Below are 23,338 nucleotides of genomic sequence, written 5' to 3' on the forward strand. Positions count from 1 at the left end.
AGCTTCTCCGCCTTGGCGGTGTTGCCCTGCGCCCGGGCCTGCTCGATCTGGCCCTTCAGCTTGTCCACGGCGGCCTGGAGCTGGCCGGTGAGACCCTTCGCGGGTGCGGGCGGCCCTTCAGCCGCCGAACTCCTGCAGCCCCTTCAGCGCCTGGTCCAGCAGGGCCTGGCGGCCCTCCAGCTCCCGTTCCAGCTTCTCCGCCTTGGCGGTGTTGCCCTGCGCCCGGGCCTGCTCGATCTGGCCCTTCAGCTTGTCCACGGCGGCCTGGAGCTGGCCGGTGAGACCCTCGGCACGCGCGCGTGCCTCCGGGTTCGTCCGGCGCCACTCCGCCTCCTCGGCCTCCTGCAGGGCGCGCTCCACGGCGTGCATCCGGCCCTCGACGCGCGGCCGTGCGTCCCGCGGCACGTGGCCGATGGCCTCCCAGCGCTCGTTGAGCGCGCGGAACGCGGCCCGCGCGGCCTTCAGGTCCGTGACCGGCAGGAGCTTCTCGGCCTCCCCGGCCAGCTCCTCCTTGAGCTTGAGGTTCTCGGCCTGCTCCGCGTCGCGCTCGGCGAACACCGAACTGCGGGCGGCGAAGAAGACGTCCTGCGCACCGCGGAAGCGGTTCCACAGGTCCTCCTCGTGCTCGCGCTGCGCGCGGCCCGCGGCCTTCCACTCCGCCATCAGCTCGCGGTAGCGCGCCGCGGTCGGACCCCAGTCCGTCGAGCCCGACAGCGACTCGGCCTCGGCGACCAGCCGCTCCTTGGTCCGGCGGGCCTCCTCGCGCTGCGCGTCCAGCTGCGCGAAGTGCTGCTTGCGCCGCTTGGAGAACGCCGACCGCGCGTGCGAGAACCGGTGCCACAGCTCGTCGTCGGACTTCCGGTCCAGCCGCGGCAGGCCCTTCCAGGTGTCCACCAGGGCCCGCAGCCGCTCGCCGGCGGCCCGCCACTGGTCGGACCGCGCCAGCTCCTCCGCCTCGGCGACCAGCTCCTCCTTGGCCCGGCGCGCCTCCTCGGACTGCCGGGCCCGCTGCGCCTTGCGCTCCTCGCGGCGCGCCTCCACCAGTTCCACGAGCTTGTCCAGCCGGGCCCTGAGGGCGTCCAGGTCACCGACCGCGTGGTGGGCGTCGACCTGCTCCCGCAGGTGCTCGATCGCGGTCAGAGCGTCCTTGGACGACAGGTCGGTGGTCTTCACTCGCTTCTCGAGGAGGCCGATCTCGACAACCAGGCCCTCGTACTTGCGCTCGAAGTAGGCCAGCGCCTCGTCGGGAGAGCCGGCCTGCCAGGAACCGACGACCTTCTCGCCGCCGGCCGTACGCACGTACACGGTCCCCGTCTCGTCGACGCGGCCCCACGGGTCGCTGCTCACAGCGCCTCCTCCACATGATGCCTGCGGGGGGCTCGTGTTCCCCCGGGCATCGTCCACAGTTTCGTCACGGCCAACATAGGCGACCGACGGGACACCTGTCCGCATCCCGCGCGACCGAAATTACGCAGTTGAGGGTCAGGATTTCGCGACCGTCGCCTTGTCGATCACGACCGTCGCGTTCGGCGCGGTGTTGCCGGTGGCCGGGTCGGCGGGCTGGGCCCCCGCACCGGCGATCTTCTCCAGCACCTTCATGCCGTCCTCGGAGACGGTGCCGAACGGTGTGTAGCTGGGCGGGAGCTGGCTGTCCCGGTAGACCAGGAAGAACTGGCTGCCGCCACTGTCCTTCTGCCCGGTGTTGGCCATCGCGACCGTGCCCGCCGGGTAGACGTTGTCCTTCAGGCTCGCGTCCTTCAGGTTCTCGTCCGGGATCGTGTAGCCGGGACCGCCGGTGCCGGTGCCCGTCGGGTCGCCGCACTGCAGCACGTAGATGCCCTCGGTGGTCAGCCGGTGGCACTTGGTGTGGTCGAAGTAGCCCTTGCCCGCCAGGAAGTCGAACGAGTTGACCGTGCGCGGAGCCGCCGACGCCTTCAGCGCCACCTCGATCTCGCCGCAGGTCGTGTCGAGCGTCATCGTGTACTTCGCCGACTTGTCGATGGACAGCGCCGGCTCCTTCTTCCAGGTCTCCGACTTCGGCTCGCCCCCGGCGGGCTTGTCGCACGGGTCCGGAGCCTTGCTGGTCGCGCTCGGCGTGACCTCCGCGTTGGCGTTGGTGCTGTCGTCGTCCTGCTCGAGCGCTCCGGTCGTGTACAGCGCGAGGCTGCCCACGAGGACCACCCCGAGGGCGGACGCGATCACCGAGTTGCGGATCCGCGCCTTGCGCCGCGCTTCGGTGCGGCGCTGCTGCTGCCGCAAGAACTTCTCCCGGGCGAGCTGACGCCGCCGCTGCTCCTGGCTGACCACCGGGTTGTCTCCTCATGCGTCTCGTGTGTCGACCGGTACGCGTGGCGCGGTGAGCCGGCCCTGCGCGTGTGCCCCGTACGGTATATGGGTTCGCTGCGGAATCGGCAGCGCCGGTAGGCTCTGACCACGGGCGCAGCCCGTCGCAGACCTCCGTAATCGACACAACGAAGGACGATCGTGCTCATTGCCGGGTTCCCCGCCGGTGCCTGGGGGACGAACTGTTACCTCGTCGCCCCCGCCGCCGGTGAGGAGTGCGTGATCATCGACCCCGGCCACCGGGCCGCCCCCGGAGTGGAGGAGGCGGTCAGGAAGCACCGGCTCAAGCCCGTCGCCGTCGTCCTCACCCACGGCCACGTCGACCACGTGGCCTCGGTCGTCCCGGTCTGCGGAGCGCACGGCGTACCGGCCTGGATCCACCCCGAGGACCGGTACATGATGAGCGACCCCGAGAAGGCGATGGGCCGCTCCATCGGGATGCCGCTGATGGGCGAGCTGGCCGTGGGGGAGCCGGACGACGTCAGGGAGATGACGGACGGCGCGAAGCTGGAGCTGGCCGGCCTGGAGCTGACGGTCGCGCACGCGCCCGGCCATACCAAGGGGTCGGTGACCTTCGGCCTGCCCGAGGCGGCGGACGTCCCGCCGATCCTCTTCTCGGGCGACCTGCTGTTCGCCGGCTCCATCGGACGCACCGACCTGCCCGGCGGTGACATGGCCGAGATGCTCGACTCGCTGGCCCGCGTGTGCCTGCCGCTCGACGACTCGACCGTGGTGCTGTCCGGCCACGGCCCCCAGACGACCATCGGCCAGGAGCGCGCCACCAACCCGTACCTGCGGCAGGTGGCGGCCGGCGGCCAGGGAGCCGCCGAGGCTCCCCGACGAGGAATGTGACGAGACCTTCCGTGAGCACCTTCAAGGCCCCCAAGGGCACGTACGACCTGATCCCGCCGGACAGCGCCAAGTACCTCGCCGTCCGCGAGGCCATCGCCGCCCCGCTGCGCGGCTCCGGCTACGGCTACATCGAGACGCCCGGGTTCGAGAACGTCGAACTGTTCGCGCGCGGTGTCGGCGAGTCCACCGACATCGTCACCAAGGAGATGTACGCCTTCGAGACCAAGGGCGGCGACCGGCTCGCCCTGCGCCCCGAGGGCACCGCCTCCGTGCTGCGCGCTGCCCTGGAGGCCAACCTGCACAAGGCGGGCAACCTCCCGGTCAAGCTCTGGTACTCCGGCTCGTACTACCGCTACGAGCGCCCCCAGAAGGGCCGCTACCGCCACTTCTCCCAGGTCGGCGCCGAGGCGATCGGCGCCGAGGACCCGGCCCTCGACGCCGAGCTGATCATCCTGGCCGACCAGGCGTACCGCTCGCTGGGCCTGAGCGGCTTCCGCATCCTGCTGAACTCGCTGGGCGACAAGGAGTGCCGCCCGGTGTACCGGACCGCGCTGCAGGACTTCCTGCGCGGCCTGGACCTGGACGAGGACACCCTGCGCCGCGCGGAGATCAACCCGCTGCGGGTGCTGGACGACAAGCGGGAGTCGGTGCGGAAGCAGCTGACCGGCGCCCCCCTGCTGCGCGACTACCTCTGCGACGCCTGCAAGGCGTACCACGAGGAGGTCCGCGAACTGATCACGGCCGCGGGCGTGGCCTTCGAGGACGACCCCCGGCTGGTGCGCGGCCTGGACTACTACACGCGGACCACCTTCGAGTTCGTCCACGACGGCCTCGGCTCCCAGTCCGCGGTGGGCGGCGGGGGCCGCTACGACGGCCTGTCGGAGATGATCGGCGGCCCCGCGCTGCCGTCCGTCGGCTGGGCCCTCGGCGTCGACCGCACCGTGCTGGCCCTGGAGGCGGAGGGCGTCGAGCTCCAGCTCCCCGAGGCCACCAGCGTGTTCGCCGTCCCGCTCGGCGAGGAGGCCCGCCGGGTGCTGTTCGCGAAGGTCACCGAGCTGCGCAAGAACGGCGTCGCGGCGGACTTCAGTTACGGCGGCAGGGGCCTCAAGGCCGCGATGAAGGCCGCCCACCGCTCGGGCGCCCGCTACGCCCTGGTGCTGGGCGAGCGCGACCTCGCCGAGGGTGTCGTCCAGCTCAAGGACATGGAGTCCGGCGAGCAGACGGCGGTCGGGGTGAACGAGATCGTCGCGGAGCTGGAGTCACGGCTCGGCTGACCCGGCGCGCGGACGCCGGGCACTTCGGGGCGCCCGGCGTCCTCGTCAACCGCGCGGACGCGGCTTCGCCCGCGCGGGGTCCCTGGGGGAGCGCGTGTGCGGTCACGGCACGCGCGTCGGCCGAAACCGAACGCCCACGGGTGATCGCCGGTGTGCCTTTGTGTCCGGCGGACGGCGCAGCCGTGGTCCCGTACGGCACAATGGCCCTGCCCGAAGCAGGTCCACACTCTCTAGTGACGGAATCGGCGTGATGAGCAAGACGACAGTCAGGGACGTCGCCATGGAGCCCGAGCCCTCCTCCTCGCCGGAGCGCGCCGCCGCGCCGCGCAGGGAAGGGGCGAGCCGGGCCCTCGCCCTCCTCCTGGTGATCACCGGTGCGGCCGGTGTGCTCGCCGCGTGGGTGATCACGCTCGACAAGTTCAAGCTGCTCGAGGCCAAGGTCAGGGGCGAGACGTTCGTCCCCGGGTGCAGTCTCAACCCCGTCGTCTCCTGCGGCAGCGTGATGGAGAGCGACCAGGCCTCCGTCTTCGGCTTCCCCAACCCGATGCTCGGCCTCGTCACCTACGGCATCGTCGTCTGCGTCGGCATGAGCCTGCTCGCCGGCGCCCGCTTCCCGCGCTGGTACTGGCTCACCCTCAACGCCGGCACGCTCTTCGGCACCGTCTTCTGCGCCTGGCTGATGTTCCAGTCCCTGTACCGGATCAACGCCCTGTGCCTGTGGTGCTGCCTGGCCTGGGTCGCCACGATCGTCATGTTCTGGTACGTCACGTCGTTCAACGTCCGCCAGGGCTTCCTGCCCGCGCCGGGCTGGCTGAGGGGCTTCTTCGGCGAGTTCACCTGGGTGCTCCCGGTCCTGCACATCGGCATCATCGGCATGCTGATCCTGACCCGCTGGTGGGACTTCTGGACCGGCTGACCGCGCCCGCCGCGCCGTCGGTGCGGTCCTTTAGGGTTTCAGCGTGGAGCCCGACCTGTTCACCGCCGCAGCAGAAGAACGCCAGGAGAAGGACCCGGCCGGCAGCCCGCTGGCCGTCCGGATGCGTCCGCGCACCCTCGACGAGGTGGTGGGCCAGCAGCACCTGCTGAAGCCCGGATCCCCCCTGCGCAGACTGGTCGGCGAGGGCTCCTCGGGCCCCGCCGGCCCGTCCTCGGTGATCCTGTGGGGGCCGCCCGGCACCGGCAAGACGACCCTGGCCTACGTCGTCTCCAAGGCCACCCACAAGCGCTTCGTCGAACTGTCGGCGATCACCGCGGGCGTCAAGGAGGTCCGCGCGGTCATCGACGGCGCCCGCCGCGCCTCCGGCGGGTACGGCCAGGAGACCGTCCTCTTCCTCGACGAGATCCACCGCTTCAGCAAGGCCCAGCAGGACTCCCTGCTCCCCGCCGTGGAGAACCGCTGGGTCACCCTGATCGCCGCGACCACCGAGAACCCCTACTTCTCGGTCATCTCCCCGCTGCTGTCCCGCTCCCTGCTGCTCACGCTCGAGCCCCTCACCGACGACGACGTCCGCGGCCTGCTGAGGCGGGCGCTCACCGACGAGCGGGGCCTGAAGGGCGCCGTCACCCTCCCCGAGGACACCGAGGGCCACCTGCTGCGCATCGCCGGCGGCGACGCCCGCCGCGCGCTGACCGCCCTGGAGGCCGCCGCCGGGGCCGCGCTCGACAAGGGCGAGGCGGAGATCGCCCTGACCACGCTGGAGGAGACGGTCGACCGGGCCGCGGTGAAGTACGACCGCGGCGGCGACCAGCACTACGACGTCGCCAGCGCCCTGATCAAGTCCATCCGCGGCTCCGACGTGGACGCCGCCCTGCACTACCTGGCCCGGATGATCGAGGCCGGCGAGGACCCCCGCTTCATCGCCCGCCGGCTGATGATCTCCGCCAGCGAGGACATCGGCCTCGCCGACCCGAACGCCCTGTCGATCGCGGTCGCCGCCGCCCAGGCCGTCGCCATGATCGGCTTTCCCGAGGCTGCCCTCACCCTCAGCCACGCCACCATCGCCCTCGCCCTGGCCCCCAAGTCCAACGCGGCCACCACCGCGATCGGCGCCGCCCTCGACGACGTGCGCAAGGGCCTGGCCGGACCCGTGCCGCCGCACCTGCGCGACGGGCACTACCGGGGCGCGGCCGAGCTGGGGCACGCCCAGGGGTACGTGTACCCCCACGACCTGCCCGAGGGCATCGCCGCACAGCAGTACGCCCCGGACGCCCTCCGGGACCGCCAGTACTACGAGCCCACCCGGCACGGCGCCGAGGCCCGGTACGCGGACGCCGTGGAGTGGACCAGGAAGCACCTCGGTCGGAAGCGGCCCTGAGCACCCTGTAGACTTCCCCGAAGTGCTGCGTCCCGTGTCCGGCCCCTGAGAGGGGAGTCGGCACCACCAGAGCGGGACATCCAGCAGGAGCCCCACCGCCGTGCGGCGGCGGGACCTCCAGGAGCGTCGCGCACCGGCGAACGGTGTCGCGGGCAGCCCACCACCACCCGGATTCCCGGGAGCGGTCGGTGGGCCACTCGCGTGCTGCACGTATGTGCCCAGACCAGGGGAGCGGCTGCCCGACAGGCCCTCGTCGAGGACCCGCGGGTTTCCCCGGCTGCGGATGCGACCTCCCCTAACCCTGGTGAGCCGACAACTGCGGAAAAGAGACGAAAGACAGTGGCGAATCAGTCCCGCCCCAAGGTCAAGAAGTCGCGTGCCCTCGGCATCGCGCTGACCCCGAAGGCCGTCAAGTACTTCGAGGCCCGCCCCTACCCGCCCGGCGAGCACGGCCGTGGCCGCAAGCAGAACTCGGACTACAAGGTCCGTCTGCTGGAGAAGCAGCGCCTGCGCGCGCAGTACGACGTCTCCGAGCGCCAGCTGGTCCGCGCGTACGAGCGTGCCGCCAAGACCACGATGAAGACGGGTGAGGCCCTCGTCATCGAGCTCGAGCGCCGCCTCGACGCGCTGGTCCTGCGTTCGGGCATCGCCCGCACGATCTACCAGGCCCGCCAGATGGTCACGCACGGCCACATCCAGGTCAACGGCAAGAAGGTCGACAAGCCCTCCTTCCGTGTCCGCCCGGACGACGTCGTGCAGGTCCGCGAGCGCAGCAAGGACAAGACGCTCTTCCAGATCGCCCGTGAGGGCGGCTTCGCCCCCGAGGGCGAGACCCCGCGCTACCTCCAGGTGAACCTCAAGGCCCTGGCGTTCCGCCTGGACCGCGAGCCGAACCGCAAGGAGATCCCGGTGATCTGCGACGAGCAGCTCGTCGTCGAGTTCTACGCCCGCTGACCCGAGCAGGCACGCGGTACCTCAGCCCGCCGTCTCCCCACCCTTCCGGGTGGGCGGGGCGGCGGGCTCGTGCGTGGGGGCGCCCGTGGCCGTCCGCCGCACCGGCCCGCGCGGCACGGGCGCGGCGGACGGCCTTCCGGGCCGCCGCAGCGCCCGGCGGACCGCCTCGTCCCGGCCGAGCCGCGATCCCCTCCGCCGGTGCTCCTCGTACCGCTCGTCGCCGAGGCACTCACGGGCCCGCGCCTCGCACAGCTCGCGCGGCGCGTTGTAGTGGGCCGAGCCGAACAGCGGCAGTCCCACCGCCGGCCACATCCGGTCCGCCGCCCCCTGGAGCACCGCCGCCTCGGCGGCCTCCCCCTCCGTCACGGTGACCAGTGCCATCAGCTCCAGCGCCAGCACGGCGCCGAGCAGGTCGCGGAAGGCGTGGGCCCCCTCCAGGCAGTCCGTCAGCAGCGTCCGCGCCCCGCCGGGATCGCCCTCGCTCCAGGCCGCGTACGCCAGGACGTAGAGGGCGTAGGTGCGGGCCCACCGCTCACCGTGGTCGTCGCAGGTCCGGCGCACGTCCTCGCACAGCCGCACCGCCTCCGGCAGATCGCCCTGGAAGGCGCGCGCCATCGCCAGTTCGACCCGGCCCATCAGGACGTTGCTGTTGAGTTCGCCGATCTCCCCGTAGCGGTCCAGCGCCGAGCGCAGCAGCCTCTCCGCGCGCGGCATGTCGTCCGCGACGAGGGCCAGGCAGCCGGTGCGGTGCTCGGCGTACGCCAGCGCCGTGCCGTTCCCGGCCCGCTCCGCCTCCCGGCGGCACTCCTGGAGCGCCGCCAGCGCGGGCACGGTGTCGCCCTGCAGGATCGCCACGTACCCCAGCACCCACAGGGCCTTGAGCCGCGGCTGCTCGTGGCCGGAATCCAGCCGGACGGCCCGCTCCAGCCAGTGCCGCCCCTCCGACAGCCGGCCGCAGCCGACCCAGTAGAACCACAGCGAGCCCGCGAGGAACTGCCCCAGGTACGCCTCCTCCGGTTCGCCCAGGGCCAGCTCCAGGGCGCGGCGCAGATTCGGCAGCTCCGTCTCCACGCGCGCGGCGATCTCGCTCTGCCGCGGGGAGAACCAGTCCAGCTCGCACCAGGTGGCCAGCCCCACGTACCAGTCCCGGTGCCGCCGCCCGACCCGCTCCGCGTCGCCCGTGGCCGCCAGCCATTCACCGCCGTAGGCGCGCAGCGTGTCCAGCATCCGGTAGCGCACGCCCGCCGCGGTCTCCTCGCGCGTCAGCACCGACTGCGCGAGCAGCGCGGTCAGCACGTCGAGGACGTCGTCGGCGGGCAGTCCGTTCCCGCCGCACACGTACTCGGCGGCCTCCAGGTCGAACGGCCCCGCGAACACCGACAGCCGCGCCCACAGCAGCCGCTCCCCGGCCGTGCACAGCTCGTGGCTCCAGCCGATCGCCGTGCGCAGCGTGCGGTGGCGGGGCAGGGCGTCCCGGCAGCCGCCGGTCAGCAGCCGGAACCGGTCGTCGAGCCGCTCCAGCAGCTGCTCCGGGGACAGCGTCCCGAGCCGCCCCGCGGCCAGTTCGATCGCGAGCGGCAGCCCGTCCAGCCGCCGGCACAGCGCCCGCGCCGCACGGCCGTCCCCGGCGGACACCGCGTGCTGCGCCGCGCGCTCCTCCAGCAGCGCCACCGCCTCGTCCTCGCGCAGCGGAGCCAGGGGGAACAGCGTCTCCCCGGTGACGGACAGGGCCCGCCGCCCCACGGCGAGCACCCGCAGCCCCGGCGCCCGGCGCAGCAGCTCGGCCGTCAGCGCGGCGCAGGCGTCCACCAGGTGCTCGAACCCGTCCAGCACCAGCAGGACCCGGCGCCCGGCGAGATGGCCGAGCAGCGTCTCGCACGGCGGCCGGGTGGTGTGGTCCGTCAGCCCCAGGGCCTCCACGACGGCGTGGTCCACGAACTCCGGATCCCTGACCGGGGCCAGTTCCACCCGCCACGCCCCGTCCCGGGGCGCGCACCGCGCGGCGGCGCGCAGGGCCAGGCGCGACTTGCCGACCCCGCCCGCCCCGGTCACCGTCACCAGGCGCGAGGTGCCGAGCGCCCGGGACAGCTCGGCCAGCTCCGCGGAACGCCCCACGAAGGGGTCCGGTTCCAGGGGCAGATTGCCGTGTCCCGGCGTGGGGGCGTGCCGATGATCCCGCATGGGACACGCACAGTACTGAACCGTATGCACTGCGTACAATCGCTTCGCGCAACTCCGCCGGCGCCGGACGGTAATCCGGTACGGACTCCCGTCGCGGGCGCGATAGGCTCGGTGCCACGACTTTCTCGATGTTCAGGCACGTTTCAGGGAGCGGGTGCACACAGTGTCCGGTGGAGAGGTGGCCGGAATCCTGGTGGCCGTTTTCTGGGCGATCCTGGTCTCCTTCCTCGCGGTGGCCCTCGCGAGGCTGGCCCAGACGCTCAGGGCGACCACCCGGCTCGTGGCGGACGTGACCGACCAGGCCGTCCCGCTGCTGGCCGACGCCTCCGCGGCGGTGCGCTCCGCGCAGACCCAGATCGAACGGGTCGACGCGATCGCCTCCGACGTCCAGGAGGTCACCGCCAACGCCTCCGCGCTGTCGACCACGGTGGCCTCCACCTTCGGCGGCCCGCTCGTCAAGGTCGCCGCCTTCGGCTACGGCGTGCGCCGGGCCGTCAGCGGCCGCAAGGAGGGTGCCGGGGGTCCGGCGGCGAGGCGCGGCACCGTGATCGTGGGCCGCACCGTCCCGGGCGCGCGGCGGGAGAGGCGAACCCGGGGGAACACCCGAGGGAAGAGGGACTGACCCGCGATGTTCCGCCGTACGTTCTGGTTCACCACCGGCGTCGCCGCCGGCGTGTGGGCCACCACCAAGGTCAACCGCAAGCTCAAGCAGCTGACGCCCGAGCACCTCGCCGTCGCCGCGGCGAACAAGGCGGTCGAGGCCGGCGGCCGGCTCCGGGACCGGGCCGTGGACTTCGCGCTCGAGGTCCGCGCCAACATGGCCCAGCGGGAGGCCGAACTCGGCGACGCGCTCGGGCTCAACGCCCCCGTCGACCGCCAACTCCCCGCCCCCCGCGGCCACGCCGTCATCGAGAACCGCAACAGCCCCGCGTACGTCGAGGGCCCGGCCCGGGAGCCCGCGGACGAAACGACGTACAAGACGTACCCGTACAACCGGAATGAGGACCACTGATGGAGTCGGCCGAGATCCGCCGCCGCTGGCTGAGCTTCTTCGAGGAGCGCGGGCACACCGTCGTCCCGTCGGCGTCGCTCATCGCGGACGACCCGACTCTGCTGCTCGTCCCGGCCGGCATGGTGCCCTTCAAGCCCTACTTCCTGGGCGAGGTCAAGCCGCCCTTCGAGCGCGCCACCAGCGTGCAGAAGTGCGTGCGCACGCCCGACATCGAAGAGGTCGGCAAGACCACCCGCCACGGCACCTTCTTCCAGATGTGCGGCAACTTCTCCTTCGGCGACTACTTCAAGGAAGGCGCCATCGAGCTCGCCTGGGAGCTGCTCACCGCGCCCCAGGACAAGGGCGGTTACGGCCTGGAGCCGGAGAGGCTGTGGATCACCGTCTACCAGGAGGACGACGAGGCCGAGCGCATCTGGCGCGACGTCGTCGGCGTCCCCGCCGAGCGCATCCAGCGGCTGGGCAAGAAGGACAACTACTGGGACATGGGCGTCCCCGGCCCCTGCGGCCCCTGCTCCGAGATCAACTACGACCGGGGCCCGGAGTTCGGCGAGGAGGGCGGCCCGGCCGTCAACGACGAGCGCTACGTGGAGATCTGGAACCTGGTCTTCATGCAGTACGAGCGCGGCGAGGGCCCGGGCAAGGACTACCCGATCCTCGGCGAGCTGCCCTCCAAGAACATCGACACCGGCCTCGGCCTGGAACGACTCGCCATGATCCTGCAGGGCGTGCGGAACATGTACGAGATCGACACCTCCATGGCGGTCATCAGGAAGGCCACCGAGCTGACCGGCGTGGAGTACGGTGCCGCCGACTCCTCCGACGTCTCCCTGCGCGTGGTCACCGACCACATGCGCACCGCCACCATGCTCATCGGCGACGGCGTCACCCCGGGCAACGAGGGCCGCGGCTACGTGCTGCGCCGCATCATGCGCCGCGCCATCCGCAACATGCGCCTGCTCGGCGCCACCGGCCCGGTCGTCAAGGACCTCGTCGACGTCGTCATCGGCATGATGGGACAGCAGTACCCGGAGCTGATCACCGACCGGGAGCGCATCGAGAAGGTCGCCCTCGCCGAGGAGAACGCCTTCCTCAAGACGCTGAAGGCCGGCACCAACATCCTCGACACCGCCGTCAGCGAGACCAAGGCCGCCGGCTCCACCGTCCTGCCCGGCGACAAGGCCTTCCTGCTCCACGACACCTGGGGCTTCCCGATCGACCTCACCCTGGAGATGGCCGCCGAGCAGGGGCTGTCCGTGGACGAGGACGGCTTCCGCCGCCTGATGAGGGAGCAGCGGGAGCGGGCCAAGGCCGACGCCCAGTCCAAGAAGACCGGCCACGCCGACCTCGGCGCCTACCGCGAGATCGCCGACCGGGCCGGGGCCACCGACTTCATCGGCTACACCGACACCGAGGGCGAGTCGACGGTCGTCGGCATCCTCGTCGACGGCGCCTCCTCGCCGGCCGCCACCGAGGGCGACGAGATCGAGATCGTCCTCGACCGCACCCCGTTCTACGCCGAGGGCGGCGGCCAGATCGGCGACACCGGCCGGATCAGGACCGACTCCGGTGCCGTCGTCGAGGTCCGCGACTGCCAGAAGCCGGTCCCGGGCGTCTACGTCCACAAGGGCGTCGTCCAGGTCGGCGAGGTCACCGTCGGCGCCAAGGCCCACGCCTCCATCGACGCCCGCCGCCGCAAGGCCATCGCCCGCGCCCACTCGGCCACCCACCTCACCCACCAGGCCCTGCGCGACGCCCTCGGCCCGACGGCCGCCCAGGCCGGCTCCGAGAACCAGCCCGGCCGCTTCCGCTTCGACTTCGGCTCCCCGTCCGCCGTGCCGCAGACGGTCATGCTCGACGTGGAGCAGAAGATCAACGAGGTGCTCGCCCGCGACCTCGACGTCCGGGCCGACATCATGGGCATCGACGAGGCCAGGAAGCAGGGCGCCATCGCCGAGTTCGGCGAGAAGTACGGCGAGCGCGTCCGCGTGGTCACCATCGGCGACTTCTCCAAGGAGCTGTGCGGCGGCACCCATGTGCACAACACCGCCCAGCTGGGCCTGGTGAAGCTGCTCGGCGAGTCCTCCATCGGCTCCGGCGTGCGCCGTATCGAGGCCCTGGTCGGCGTGGACGCCTACAGCTTCCTCGCCCGCGAGCACACGGTGGTCAACCAGCTCACCGAGTTGCTGAAGGGCCGCCCGGAGGAGCTGCCGGAGAAGGTCTCCGCCATGCTCGGCCGGCTGAAGGACGCCGAGAAGGAGATCGAGAAGTTCCGCGCCGAGAAGGTGCTCCAGGCCGCCGCCGGCCTCGCCGAGTCCGCCAAGGACGTGCGCGGCGTCGCACTGGTCACCGGACAGGTCCCGGACGGCACCACCGCCGACGACCTGCGCAAGCTGGTCCTCGACGTGCGCGGCCGCATCCAGGGCGGACGGGCCGCCGTGGTCGCCCTGTTCACGACGGTCAACGGGAAGCCGCTCACGGTCATTGCCACCAACGAGGCCGCCCGCGAGCGCGGGCTCAAGGCCGGCGACCTGGTGCGCACCGCCGCCAAGGCCCTCGGCGGCGGCGGTGGCGGCAAGCCGGACGTGGCCCAGGGCGGCGGCCAGAACCCGGCCGCCGTCGGCGAGGCCGTCGACGCCGTCGAGCGGCTCGTCGCCGACACGGCGAAGTAGGGCCGGAAGCCATGCGCCAAGGACGTCGGCTCGCGATCGACGTCGGGGACGCCCGCATCGGGGTCGCCTCGTGCGACCCCGGCGGAATCCTCGCGACCCCGGTCGAGACCGTTCCCGGCCGGGACGTCCCGGCCGCCCACCGGCGGCTGAAGCAGCTCGTCGAGGAGTACGAGCCGATCGAGGTCGTCGTCGGCCTCCCCCGCTCCCTCAAGGGGGGCGAGGGACCGGCGGCGGCCAAGGTCCGCGGATTCGCGCGGGAACTGGCAGGCATGATCGCGCCCGTTCCGGTGAGACTCGTGGACGAGCGCATGACGACGGTGACGGCGAGCCAGGGGCTGCGCGCCTCGGGCGTGAAGTCCAGGAAGGGACGCTCCGTCATCGACCAGGCCGCCGCTGTGATCATCCTTCAGCAGGCACTGGAATCCGAACGAGTGTCAGGTGAACCACCCGGCGAGGGCGTCGAAGTGGTCACCTGATCGCGATACGGTAACGTTCCGCGCGATGCGGCGGTGTTCGAACAGCCGCCGCAAGAAAGAAGCGGAACGGAAACCGGGGTCGTCAGGTGGCCGGGTGACCGCCGCTTCGCGGCTCTAGGGGATCGATGACTGAGTATGGCCGGGGCCGAGGCTCCGAACCGTGGCATCCGGACGACCCGTTGTACGGGGACGGCGGATGGGGGGGCCGGCAGGCCCAGCAGGGTCAGCAGACCCACCCGGGTGAGCAGCCCCCTTACGGCGGCCGGCCGCAGCACCATCCGCAGGAGCCGCAGCACCACGACACCGGTGGCTGGGACGCCGTCGGGCAGAACGGCTACGCCCAGCCGCAGCAGTACCCGCAGTACGACCAGCAGTACGCCGCCCAGCAGTACGACACCGGCGGCTGGCCCACCGGCGCCCACCCCCAGGACCCGTACGGCACCGGCCCGACGGACCCCTACGGGCAGCAGCCCGGGGGGTACGGCGGGGAACAGGCCGGGGGGTACGGCGGGGAACAGGCCGACCACTACCGCGCCCCCGACGCCTACCCGCCGTCCGGGCCGACCGGCCACGAGGGCGCCGAACCCGGGCCGACCGGCCGCGGCCGCACCGGATCCGAGCCGCGGACCGACTGGGACCCGGGCCCCGACGAAGGCGAGCACGCCTTCTTCGCCGACGCCGACGGCGACCGCGACGACCACGACGACCACGACGACGGGGACGACCGCGACGACGAGCCGGACGACCGCCGCGGGCGCGGCGAGCGCCGGGGCAGGGGCGGCAAGGAGAAGAAGCGGCGCAGCGGCGTCGCCTGCCTGGTGGTGGTGCTGGTCCTCGGCGGCGGAGTCGCCGGGGTCGGCTACTTCGGGTACCAGTTCTACCAGGATCGTTTCGGCAGCGCCCCGGACTTCACGGGCGACGGCAACGGCGAGCAGGTGACCGTCACGATCCCCGAGGGCGCCGGCGGGTACGCCATCGGCCAGGTGCTCAAGAAGGAGGGCGTGGTCAAGAGCGTCGACGCCTTCGTCGCGGCCCAGGCCGACAACCCGCAGGGCAAGGCCATCCAGGACGGCGTCTACACGCTGGAGAAGGAGATGTCGGCCGAGAGCGCGGTCGCGCTCATGCTCAGCCCCGAGAGCCGCGACAACCTGATCATCGCCGAGGGCAAGCGCAACGCCGACATCTACAAGATCATCGACCAGCGCCTCGAAGTCGCGGAGGGCACCACCGCCAGGATCGCCCGGGAGGACTGGGAGGAGCTCGGCCTGCCGGAGTGGGCGCGGGGCCACGAGAACGTCAAGGACCCGCTGGAGGGCTTCCTCTTCCCGTCCAGCTACGGCGTGTCCAAGGGGCAGAAGCCCGAGGACGTCCTGAAGCGCATGGTCGCCCAGGCCACCAAGACCTACGAGAAGCTCGGCGTCGAGGAGAAGGCCGGGAGCCTCGGCCTCGAGAACCCGTGGCAGCTGGTCACCGTCGCCAGCATGGTCCAGGCCGAGGGCACCAGTCACAGCGACTTCCGCAAGATGGCCGAGGTCATCTACAACCGTCTCGAACCCGGCAACACCGAGACCAACGGCATGCTCGAGTTCGACTCCACGTACAACTACATCAAGAACCAGAGCAAGCTCGACCTGTCCCTCAAGGAACTCCGGAACTACGACAACCCGTACAACACGTACTACTACAAGGGCCTGACGCCCGGACCGATCGGCAACCCCGGCGAGGACGCGATCAAGGGCGCGCTCAACCCGACGGACGAGGGCTGGTACTACTTCATCTCGCTCGACGGCAAGACGAGCGAGTTCACCAAGACCAACGCCGAGCACCAGAAGCTGGTCGACAAGTGGAACGCCTCGAGGAAGAACTGATGGCCGCACCCCGTCGCGCCGCCGTGCTCGGGTCCCCGATCGCCCACTCGCTCTCCCCGGTGCTGCACCGCGCCGCCTACGCGGAGCTGGGGCTCGAGGGCTGGACGTACGACCGGTTCGAGGTCGACGAGGAGGCGCTGGCGGGGTTCCTCGGGACGCTCGGCCCCGAGTGGGCGGGACTGTCGCTGACCATGCCCCTGAAGCGGGCCGTGATCCCGCTGCTGGACGGGATCAGCGACACCGCCGCCTCGGTCGACGCGGTCAACACCGTCGTCCTCGCCCCGGACGGCCGCCGGACCGGCGACAACACCGACATCCCCGGCATGGTCGCCGCCCTGCGCGAGCACGGCATCGACACGGTGGACACCGCCGCGGTCCTCGGCGCGGGCGCCACCGCCTCGTCCGCCCTCGCCGCGCTCGCGCGGATCTGCACGGGCGAGGTCGTCGTCTACGTCCGCAGCGCGGTCCGCGCCGCCGAGATGCGGCGGTGGGCCGAGCGGCTCGGGGTGACGGTGCGCATCGCCGGCTGGGACGACGCCGAGCGGGCCCTGCACGCCCCGCTGGTCGTCACCACCACCCCGGCGGGCGTCACCGACACCCTCGCCCGGGCCGTCCCGGAACGCCCGGCGGCCCTCTTCGACGTGCTCTACGACCCCTGGCCCACCGTCCTGGCGGCCCGCTGGTCGGCGTACGGCGGCGCCGTGGTCGGCGGACTCGACCTGCTGGTGCACCAGGCCGTGCTCCAGGTCGAACAGATGACGGGGCGGGCGCCGGCCCCGCTGGAGGCCATGCGGAAAGCGGGCGAGCGGGCGCTCGCCGCCCGCTAGGGCCCGCGGGGAGGGCGTGACGGGAGGACGGAGGAGGAGCCGTGCTCCCCGCCGTCGGCGTCGCCGGGATCCCGGCCCGGTTCCCCGGCCGCCCGGTCCGCGCCCGCCCGTCCGCCTGATGGACCGACGGCCGGGTCCGCGGCCCGGACGTGGGAGGATCGGAGGTGGCGGACCGGGGCCGCGCACCCCGTCACGCCGCAGCCGTGCGCGAGGAGACGTGCACGCAGGCAGTAACCGGGGCGCGAGCACGGAGGAGCACCGTTGAGCAGGTTGCGCTGGCTGACCGCGGGGGAGTCCCACGGTCCCGCACTCGTGGCGACGCTGGAGGGTCTTCCCGCCGGCGTGCCGGTCACCACGGAGATGGTGGCGGACCACCTGGCGAGGCGGCGGCTGGGCTACGGTCGCGGTGCCCGGATGAAGTTCGAGCGGGACGAGGTCACCTTCCTCGGCGGTGTCCGGCACGGCCTGACCCTCGGTTCCCCGGTCGCGATCATGGTGGGCAACACCGAGTGGCCGAAGTGGGAGCAGGTCATGGCGGCCGACCCGGTCGACCCGGAGGTGCTGGCGGGCCTCGCCCGCAACGCGCCGCTGACCCGGCCCCGCCCCGGCCACGCCGACCTCGCCGGGATGCAGAAGTACGGTTTCGACGAGGCCCGGCCGGTGCTGGAGCGGGCGTCCGCGCGGGAGACCGCCGCCCGGGTGGCGCTGGGCGCGGTGGCCCGGTCGTACCTGAGGGAGACGGCCGGCATCGAGATCGTCAGCCACGTCGTGGAGCTGGCCGAGGTCAGGGCGCCGTACGGGGTGTACCCGGTCCCGGCGGACGTGGCGCGGCTGGACGACGACCCGGTGCGCTGCCTGGACGCGGACGCCTCGAAGGCGATGGTCGACCGGATCGACCGGGCCCACAAGGACGGCGACACCCTCGGTGGCGTCGTGGAGGTGCTGGCGCACGGCGTGCCGGTGGGCCTGGGCTCGCACGTGCACTGGGACCGGCGCCTGGACGCCCGGCTGGCCGCCGCGCTCATGGGCATCCAGGCGATCAAGGGCGTCGAGGTCGGTGACGGCTTCGAGCTGGCGCGGGTGCCCGGCTCCGAGGCGCACGACGAGATCGTCCCCACCGGGGAGGGCATCCGGCGCGCCTCGGGCCGCTCCGGCGGCACCGAGGGCGGCCTGTCCACCGGCGAGCTGCTGCGGGTGCGGGCGGCGATGAAGCCGATCGCGACCGTGCCGCGGGCGCTGCGGACCGTGGACGTGGCCACCGGGGAGGAGGCCGCGGCCCACCACCAGCGCTCCGACGTGTGCGCGGTGCCGGCCGCCGGGATCGTCGCCGAGGCGATGGTGGCGCTGGTCCTCGCGGACGCGGTGGCGGAGAAGTTCGGCGGTGACAGCGTCGCCGAGACCCGCCGCAACGTGACGTCGTACCTCGAGCACCTGGCGATCCGGTGAACTCACCGGTGATCGTGCTGGTCGGTCCGATGGGCGTGGGCAAGTCCACCGTCGGACGGCTGCTGGCCGAGCGGCTGGGAGTGGGGTACCGGGACACCGACGACGACATCGTCGCCGGTGAGGGCCGTGACATCGCCGACATCTTCGTCGACGAGGGCGAGGACGCCTTCCGGGCGATCGAGAAGCGGGCCGTGCGCCGGGCGCTGGCCGAGCACGACGGCGTGCTGGCCCTGGGCGGCGGCGCGGTCCTGGACGCGGACACGCGCGCGCTGCTCGCCGGGCGGCGGGTCCTGTACCTGTCGATGGACGTCGAGGAGGCGGTCCGGCGCACCGGGCTGGGCGCCGCCCGGCCGCTGCTCGCGGTCAATCCGCGCAAGCAGTGGCGCGAGCTGATGGAGGCCCGGCGGCACCTGTACGAGGAGGTCGCCGCGGCCACCGTGCCCACGGACGGCCGCACCCCCGACGAGGTCGCCGAAGCCGCCCTGAACGCACTGGAGTTGAAGGAAGCATGAGCAGCGAGGCAGTGACCCGGATCCACATCGGCGGCACGGCGGGCACCGACCCGTACGAGGTGCTGGTGGGACGTCAGCTCCTGGGCGAGCTGGCCGGGCTGATCGGCACCAGGGCCAAGCGGGTGGCGGTCGTGCACCCCGAGGCGCTGGCCGAGACCGGCGACGCGCTCCGCGCCGACCTGGCCGAGCAGGGCTACGAGGCCATCGCCGTCCAGGTGCCCAACGCGGAGGAGGCCAAGACCGCCGAGGTCGCCGCCTACTGCTGGAAGGCGCTGGGCCAGTCCGGGTTCACCCGCACCGACGTCATCGTCGGCGTGGGGGGCGGTGCGACCACCGACCTGGCCGGGTTCGTGGCCGCCACCTGGCTGCGCGGCGTGCGCTGGGTCGCCGTCCCGACCACCGTGCTGGCCATGGTGGACGCGGCCGTCGGCGGGAAGACCGGCATCAACACCGCCGAGGGCAAGAACCTGGTGGGGGCCTTCCACCCGCCCGCCGGGGTGCTGTGCGACCTGGCCGCGCTGGACTCCCTCCCGGTCCACGACTACGTCTCGGGGCTGGCGGAGGTCATCAAGGCCGGTTTCATCGCCGACCCGGTGATCCTGGACCTCATCGAGGCGGATCCGCAGGCCGCCCGCACCCCCGCCGGCCCGCACACCGCCGAGCTGATCGAGCGGTCCATCAGGGTCAAGGCCGACGTGGTCTCCTCCGACCTGAAGGAGTCGGGCCGCAGGGAGATCCTCAACTACGGCCACACGCTGGGCCACGCCATCGAGAAGAACGAGCGCTACAAGTGGCGCCACGGCGCGGCGGTGTCGGTGGGCATGCACTTCGCCGCCGAACTGGGCCGCCTGGCCGGCCGCCTCGACGACGCCACCGCGGACCGCCACCGCACGATCCTCGAGTCGGTCGGCCTGCCGCTGCACTACCGTCACGACCAGTGGCCCAGGCTGCTGGAGACGATGAAGGTCGACAAGAAGTCCCGCGGCGACCTGCTGCGCTTCATCGTCCTCGACGGTCTCGCCAAGCCCACCGTGCTGGAGGGACCGGACCCGGCCGTCCTGCTCGCCGCGTACGGCGAGGTGGGGCAGTAGCCCCGGGGGGCCGCGCCCGTCCGGCGGGCCGGCCACCGGCCCGCCCGCGGCGGGCACCGCCCGCCGCCCCCGGCCGTTCACACAACGACGGCAGGGGGCGGTACCGTTCGGTAGCACGCGGGGGGTACCCCGCTGTCAGCGCCCATCGCCTGTACGAGACGGAGTGGCACCGGATGCAGCACGCAGTGGGTTCACCGCTGCCGCCGCCCCACCAGCCGGGGCACGGACCGGCCGCCGGCTGGTCGCCGGCCGCACACCACCCGGGCCAGCACCCGGGAGCGCACCAGGGACCCGCCCCCGTGCCGGTGCCGCCTCCGGCACCGGCCTACCCCGGGCCCACCCCGCCCCCCGCGGGCCCGCAGCACGCCTCGATGCCCCCGCCGCCGGACACCACCGGTCACGTGCCGCTGCCGCCCGGCGGTCCCGTCGCCGCGCCCGGTGCCCCGCAGGCCGTCGCTCCCCCCGACCCGGCCGGCACGGCCGTCGCCGTGCTGCTCATCGGACCCGCGGGCGCGGGGAAGACCAGCGTGGCCAGGTACTGGGCGGACCACCGCCGGGTCCCGACCGCGCACATCAGCCTCGACGACGTGCGCGAGTGGGTGCGTTCGGGCTTCGCCGACCCGCAGGCGGGGTGGAACGACCACTCCGAGGCCCAGTACCGCCTGGCCCGCCGCACCTGCGGCTTCGCCGCGCGCAACTTCCTCGCCAACGGCATCTCGTGCGTCCTCGACGACGCCGTCTTCCCCGACCGCCCGGTGGTCGGCCTGGGCGGCTGGAAACGGCACGTGGGTCCCGGCCTGCTGCCCGTCGTCCTCCTGCCGGGCCTGGACATCGTCCTGGCGCGCAACGCGGAACGCTCCGGCAACCGCCGTCTGAGCGACGAGGAGGTCGCCGGCATCCACGGCCGCATGGCCGGCTGGTACGGCTCGGGGCTCCCGATCATCGACAACTCCCAGCTCGACATACCGGAGACGGCGAGGCTCCTGGACGACGTCCTGGCCCGGTCGATCGCGAGTCCGCCGGCCTGGTGAGGCCGGCGCCCCGTGCCCGGGCCGGCGGTCCGGCCGCGGTCCCGGGCCGCGGGCGCGGTGACGCCCACTCGGACCTCTCGACCGGCGGTATCCGGCCACCGCTCATAGGCTCGGGTCATGTCAGAGGTGTACGCGGTCCGCCGGACGCGGGTACGGGAATGCTGCAACGCGGGCGGCAGCGCGGCGGCGCTGGTGTCCCGGCCCGCCAATGTGCGCTACCTCGCGGGCGCCGCCCCCGAGGGCGCCGTGCTGCTGCTGGGCAGGACCGAGGACCTGCTGGTGTGCGCCGGACCGCCCGAGGACCGGTCGCCGCAGGCCCGGCCCGACGAGGCGCTGCGCGTGCACGCCGGACCCGGGGCCGGCGGTGACGCCGCCGTCACGGCGGCCGGTCTCGCCGCCGCCCAGGGCGCCGACTCCCTCGCGGTCGAGGAGCACCACCTCACCGTGACCCGGCACCGCGCCATCCGCTCGGCCGCCCCCGGACTGCGCCTGACCGACGCGGGGCACGCGGTCGAGCAGCTCAGGGTGGTCAAGGACGAGGAGGAGATCTCCTGCCTGCGGATCGGCGCGGAGATCGCCGACCAGGCCCTCGGCGAGCTGCTGGAGTCCATCCTGGTCGGCCGGACCGAACGCCACCTCGCCCTGGAGCTGGAGCGCCGTCTGGTCGACCACGGCGCCGACGGCCCCGCCTTCCCCACCTCCGTCGCCACCGGCCCGAACGCCGGGCGGCCCGGTCACCGGCCCACCGACCGCCGCGTCGAGGAGGGCGACTTCCTCTCCGTCTGCCTCGGCGCCACCTACCGGGGCTACCGCTGCGAGATCGGCCGCACCTTCGTCATCGGCACGGCTCCCGCGGACTGGCAGATCGAACTGTACGACCTCGTCTTCTCCGCCCAGCGCGCCGGACGGGAGTCCCTCGTGCCGGGCACCGCCTGCCGCGACGTGGACCGCGCGGCGCGCCAGGTGCTGGATTCCGCCGGGTACGCCGACGCCCTCCCCGCCCTCACGGGGCACGGGGTCGGGCTCGAAATCGACGAGGACCCTCGGCTGACCCCTGCGGCCATGGGTAAACTGGACGCTTGCGTGCCGGTCACCGTCGAACCGGGAGTCCACCTCCCGGGCCGGGGCGGTGTCCGGATCGATGACACGCTCGTCGTGCGCCCCGAGGCGGACGGCGGACCCGAGCTACTCACCATCACGACCAAGGAGCTGCTCGCGCTCTAGCCTCGCGCTGTGCGCCGCCCCGGGGTCGTCCACGTCAGTCCAGTCCAGGAGATTCCTCAACCGTGGCTTCCACGAACGACCTCAAGAACGGCATGGTGCTCAAGCTCGAAGGCGGCCAGCTCTGGTCCGTCGTCGAGTTCCAGCACGTCAAGCCCGGCAAGGGCCCGGCCTTCGTGCGCACCAAGCTGAAGAACGTGCTGTCCGGCAAGACCGTCGACAAGACCTTCAACGCCGGCGTCAAGGTCGACACGGCCACCGTCGACAAGCGCGACATGCAGTTCTCCTACATGGACGGCGACTACTTCGTCTTCATGGACATGGAGACCTACGACCAGCTGCACATCGACCGCAAGGTGGTCGGCGACGCCGCCCACTTCCTCGTCGAGGGCTTCGAGGCCACCGTCGCCACCCACGAGGGCGAGGTGCTCTTCGTCGAGCTGCCCGCCGCCGTCGAGCTGACCGTCCAGGAGACCGAGCCGGGCGTCCAGGGCGACCGCTCCACCGGCGGCACCAAGCCCGCCACGCTGGAGACCGGCCACCAGATCCAGGTCCCGCTCTTCATCACCACCGGCGAGAAGATCAAGGTCGACACCCGCACCAGCGACTACCTCGGCCGGGTGAACAGCTAACCGTGGCTGCCCGCAACACGGCCCGCAAGCGTGCCTTCCAGATCCTCTTCGAGGGCGACCAGCGCGGCGCCGACGTCCTGACGGTCCTCGCGGACTGGATCCGGCACTCCCGGACCGACACCCGGCAGCCGCCGGTGAGCGAGTACACGATGCAGCTGGTCGAGGGCTACGCCGAGCACGCGCGGCGCATCGACGAGCTGCTGTCCCAGTACTCGGTCGGCTGGACGCTCGACCGGATGCCGGTCGTCGACCGCAGCATCCTGCGTCTCGGCGCCTACGAGCTGCTCTGGGTCGACGAGACCCCGGACGCCGTCGTCCTCGACGAGATGGTGCAGCTGGCGAAGGAGTTCTCCACGGACGAGTCGCCCTCGTTCATCAACGGCCTGCTGGGCCGGCTCAAGGAGCTCAAGCCGTCACTGCGCCGCGACGAGGTCTGAGGGGCCCGGTCACAGACACGCCGAAGGGCCCGCGGCGCGAGTCGCCGCGGGCCCTTCGCGGCACGACGCGCTCCCGGCTGCGCCCGGGATCCGGACGAACGCCGCCGGGGGGGGGGGGGGGGGGGGGGGGGGGGGGGGGGGGGGGGGGGGGGGGGGGGGGGGGGGGGGGGGGGGGGGGGTGGGGGGGGGGGGGGGGG

General features: G+C 72.8%; 21 protein-coding genes. 18 read left to right on the forward strand and 3 right to left on the reverse strand.

The window, feature by feature from the left end:
• Positions 1–117: 117 nt before the first annotated feature.
• Positions 118–1,347, reverse strand: coding sequence for a DUF349 domain-containing protein (locus ACZ56B_RS25905; RefSeq protein WP_468795280.1), 1,230 nt, complete (start codon positions 1,345–1,347; stop codon positions 118–120).
• Between the two features lie 135 nt (positions 1,348–1,482).
• Positions 1,483–2,307, reverse strand: coding sequence for a peptidylprolyl isomerase (locus tag ACZ56B_RS25910; RefSeq protein ID WP_468795283.1), 825 nt, complete (start codon positions 2,305–2,307; stop codon positions 1,483–1,485).
• 177 nt (positions 2,308–2,484) lie between these two features.
• Between ACZ56B_RS25910 and ACZ56B_RS25915 the strand changes: the two genes are divergently transcribed.
• The 5 genes from ACZ56B_RS25915 (at position 2,485) to rpsD (ending at position 7,738) form a co-directional block, all read left to right on the forward strand.
• Positions 2,485–3,195, forward strand: a complete 711-nt coding sequence (locus tag ACZ56B_RS25915; RefSeq protein WP_468795286.1) for an MBL fold metallo-hydrolase — start codon at positions 2,485–2,487, stop codon at positions 3,193–3,195.
• Positions 3,196–3,206: 11 nt separating this feature from the next.
• On the forward strand, positions 3,207–4,469 hold the full coding sequence (gene hisS / locus ACZ56B_RS25920; RefSeq protein WP_468795289.1) for a histidine--tRNA ligase: 1,263 nt from the start codon (positions 3,207–3,209) through the stop codon (positions 4,467–4,469).
• Between the two features lie 250 nt (positions 4,470–4,719).
• Positions 4,720–5,385, forward strand: a complete 666-nt coding sequence (locus ACZ56B_RS25925) for a vitamin K epoxide reductase family protein (RefSeq protein WP_468795292.1) — start codon at positions 4,720–4,722, stop codon at positions 5,383–5,385.
• Positions 5,386–5,428: 43 nt separating this feature from the next.
• Positions 5,429–6,784, forward strand: a complete 1,356-nt coding sequence (locus ACZ56B_RS25930) for a replication-associated recombination protein A (RefSeq protein ID WP_468795295.1) — start codon at positions 5,429–5,431, stop codon at positions 6,782–6,784.
• A 339-nt stretch (positions 6,785–7,123) separates the two neighbouring features.
• Complete coding sequence (rpsD, locus tag ACZ56B_RS25935; protein ID WP_468795299.1) at positions 7,124–7,738, forward strand: 30S ribosomal protein S4; 615 nt, start codon at positions 7,124–7,126, stop codon at positions 7,736–7,738.
• A gap of 21 nt (positions 7,739–7,759) precedes the next feature.
• Here the strand turns inward: rpsD and ACZ56B_RS25940 are convergent, their stop codons facing one another.
• Positions 7,760–9,919, reverse strand: coding sequence for an ATP-binding protein (locus ACZ56B_RS25940; protein WP_468795302.1), 2,160 nt, complete (start codon positions 9,917–9,919; stop codon positions 7,760–7,762).
• Between the two features lie 154 nt (positions 9,920–10,073).
• Here ACZ56B_RS25940 and ACZ56B_RS25945 point away from each other — a divergent pair, with 154 nt between their 5' ends.
• From ACZ56B_RS25945 to nusB, 13 genes are all read left to right on the forward strand, one after another.
• Positions 10,074–10,541, forward strand: a complete 468-nt coding sequence (locus tag ACZ56B_RS25945; RefSeq protein WP_468795305.1) for a DUF948 domain-containing protein — start codon at positions 10,074–10,076, stop codon at positions 10,539–10,541.
• A gap of 6 nt (positions 10,542–10,547) precedes the next feature.
• Positions 10,548–10,931: a hypothetical protein gene (locus tag ACZ56B_RS25950; protein WP_468795308.1), complete on the forward strand. Its 384-nt coding sequence runs from the start codon at positions 10,548–10,550 to the stop codon at positions 10,929–10,931.
• Positions 10,931–13,600: an alanine--tRNA ligase gene (alaS, locus tag ACZ56B_RS25955; protein ID WP_468795311.1), complete on the forward strand. Its 2,670-nt coding sequence runs from the start codon at positions 10,931–10,933 to the stop codon at positions 13,598–13,600. The genes ACZ56B_RS25950 and alaS overlap by 1 nt, the downstream gene beginning before the upstream one ends.
• Before the next feature lie 11 nt (positions 13,601–13,611).
• Positions 13,612–14,076 (forward strand): Holliday junction resolvase RuvX, encoded by a 465-nt coding sequence (gene ruvX / locus ACZ56B_RS25960; RefSeq protein ID WP_468795314.1) that lies wholly within the window; start codon positions 13,612–13,614, stop codon positions 14,074–14,076.
• A gap of 125 nt (positions 14,077–14,201) precedes the next feature.
• Positions 14,202–15,944: an endolytic transglycosylase MltG gene (gene mltG / locus ACZ56B_RS25965; RefSeq protein ID WP_468795317.1), complete on the forward strand. Its 1,743-nt coding sequence runs from the start codon at positions 14,202–14,204 to the stop codon at positions 15,942–15,944.
• Complete coding sequence (locus ACZ56B_RS25970; protein ID WP_468795320.1) at positions 15,944–16,771, forward strand: shikimate dehydrogenase; 828 nt, start codon at positions 15,944–15,946, stop codon at positions 16,769–16,771. The genes mltG and ACZ56B_RS25970 overlap by 1 nt, the downstream gene beginning before the upstream one ends.
• 261 nt (positions 16,772–17,032) lie before the next feature.
• Positions 17,033–18,217, forward strand: a complete 1,185-nt coding sequence (gene aroC, locus ACZ56B_RS25975) for a chorismate synthase (RefSeq protein ID WP_468795323.1) — start codon at positions 17,033–17,035, stop codon at positions 18,215–18,217.
• Positions 18,214–18,729: a shikimate kinase gene (locus ACZ56B_RS25980; RefSeq protein WP_468795326.1), complete on the forward strand. Its 516-nt coding sequence runs from the start codon at positions 18,214–18,216 to the stop codon at positions 18,727–18,729. The genes aroC and ACZ56B_RS25980 overlap by 4 nt, the downstream gene beginning before the upstream one ends.
• Positions 18,726–19,820: a 3-dehydroquinate synthase gene (gene aroB / locus ACZ56B_RS25985; RefSeq protein ID WP_468795329.1), complete on the forward strand. Its 1,095-nt coding sequence runs from the start codon at positions 18,726–18,728 to the stop codon at positions 19,818–19,820. Before ACZ56B_RS25980 ends, aroB begins: the two co-directional genes overlap by 4 nt.
• Positions 19,821–19,993: 173 nt before the next feature.
• Positions 19,994–20,851 carry a Pro-rich N-terminal domain-containing protein gene (locus tag ACZ56B_RS25990; RefSeq protein WP_468795332.1) on the forward strand — a complete coding sequence of 286 codons (858 nt, stop codon included), beginning with the start codon at positions 19,994–19,996 and terminating at the stop codon, positions 20,849–20,851.
• Between the two features lie 117 nt (positions 20,852–20,968).
• Positions 20,969–22,075 (forward strand): aminopeptidase P family protein, encoded by a 1,107-nt coding sequence (locus tag ACZ56B_RS25995; protein ID WP_468795335.1) that lies wholly within the window; start codon positions 20,969–20,971, stop codon positions 22,073–22,075.
• A gap of 62 nt (positions 22,076–22,137) precedes the next feature.
• Entirely contained in the window at positions 22,138–22,704 is a 567-nt protein-coding gene (gene efp / locus ACZ56B_RS26000) for an elongation factor P (protein WP_004990655.1), read from the forward strand.
• 2 nt (positions 22,705–22,706) lie between these two features.
• Positions 22,707–23,141: a transcription antitermination factor NusB gene (gene nusB / locus ACZ56B_RS26005; protein ID WP_468795339.1), complete on the forward strand. Its 435-nt coding sequence runs from the start codon at positions 22,707–22,709 to the stop codon at positions 23,139–23,141.
• The last annotated feature ends 197 nt before the right edge of the window (positions 23,142–23,338 follow it).

It is taken from the genome of Streptomyces sp. NPDC034670 (genome assembly GCF_055574875.1).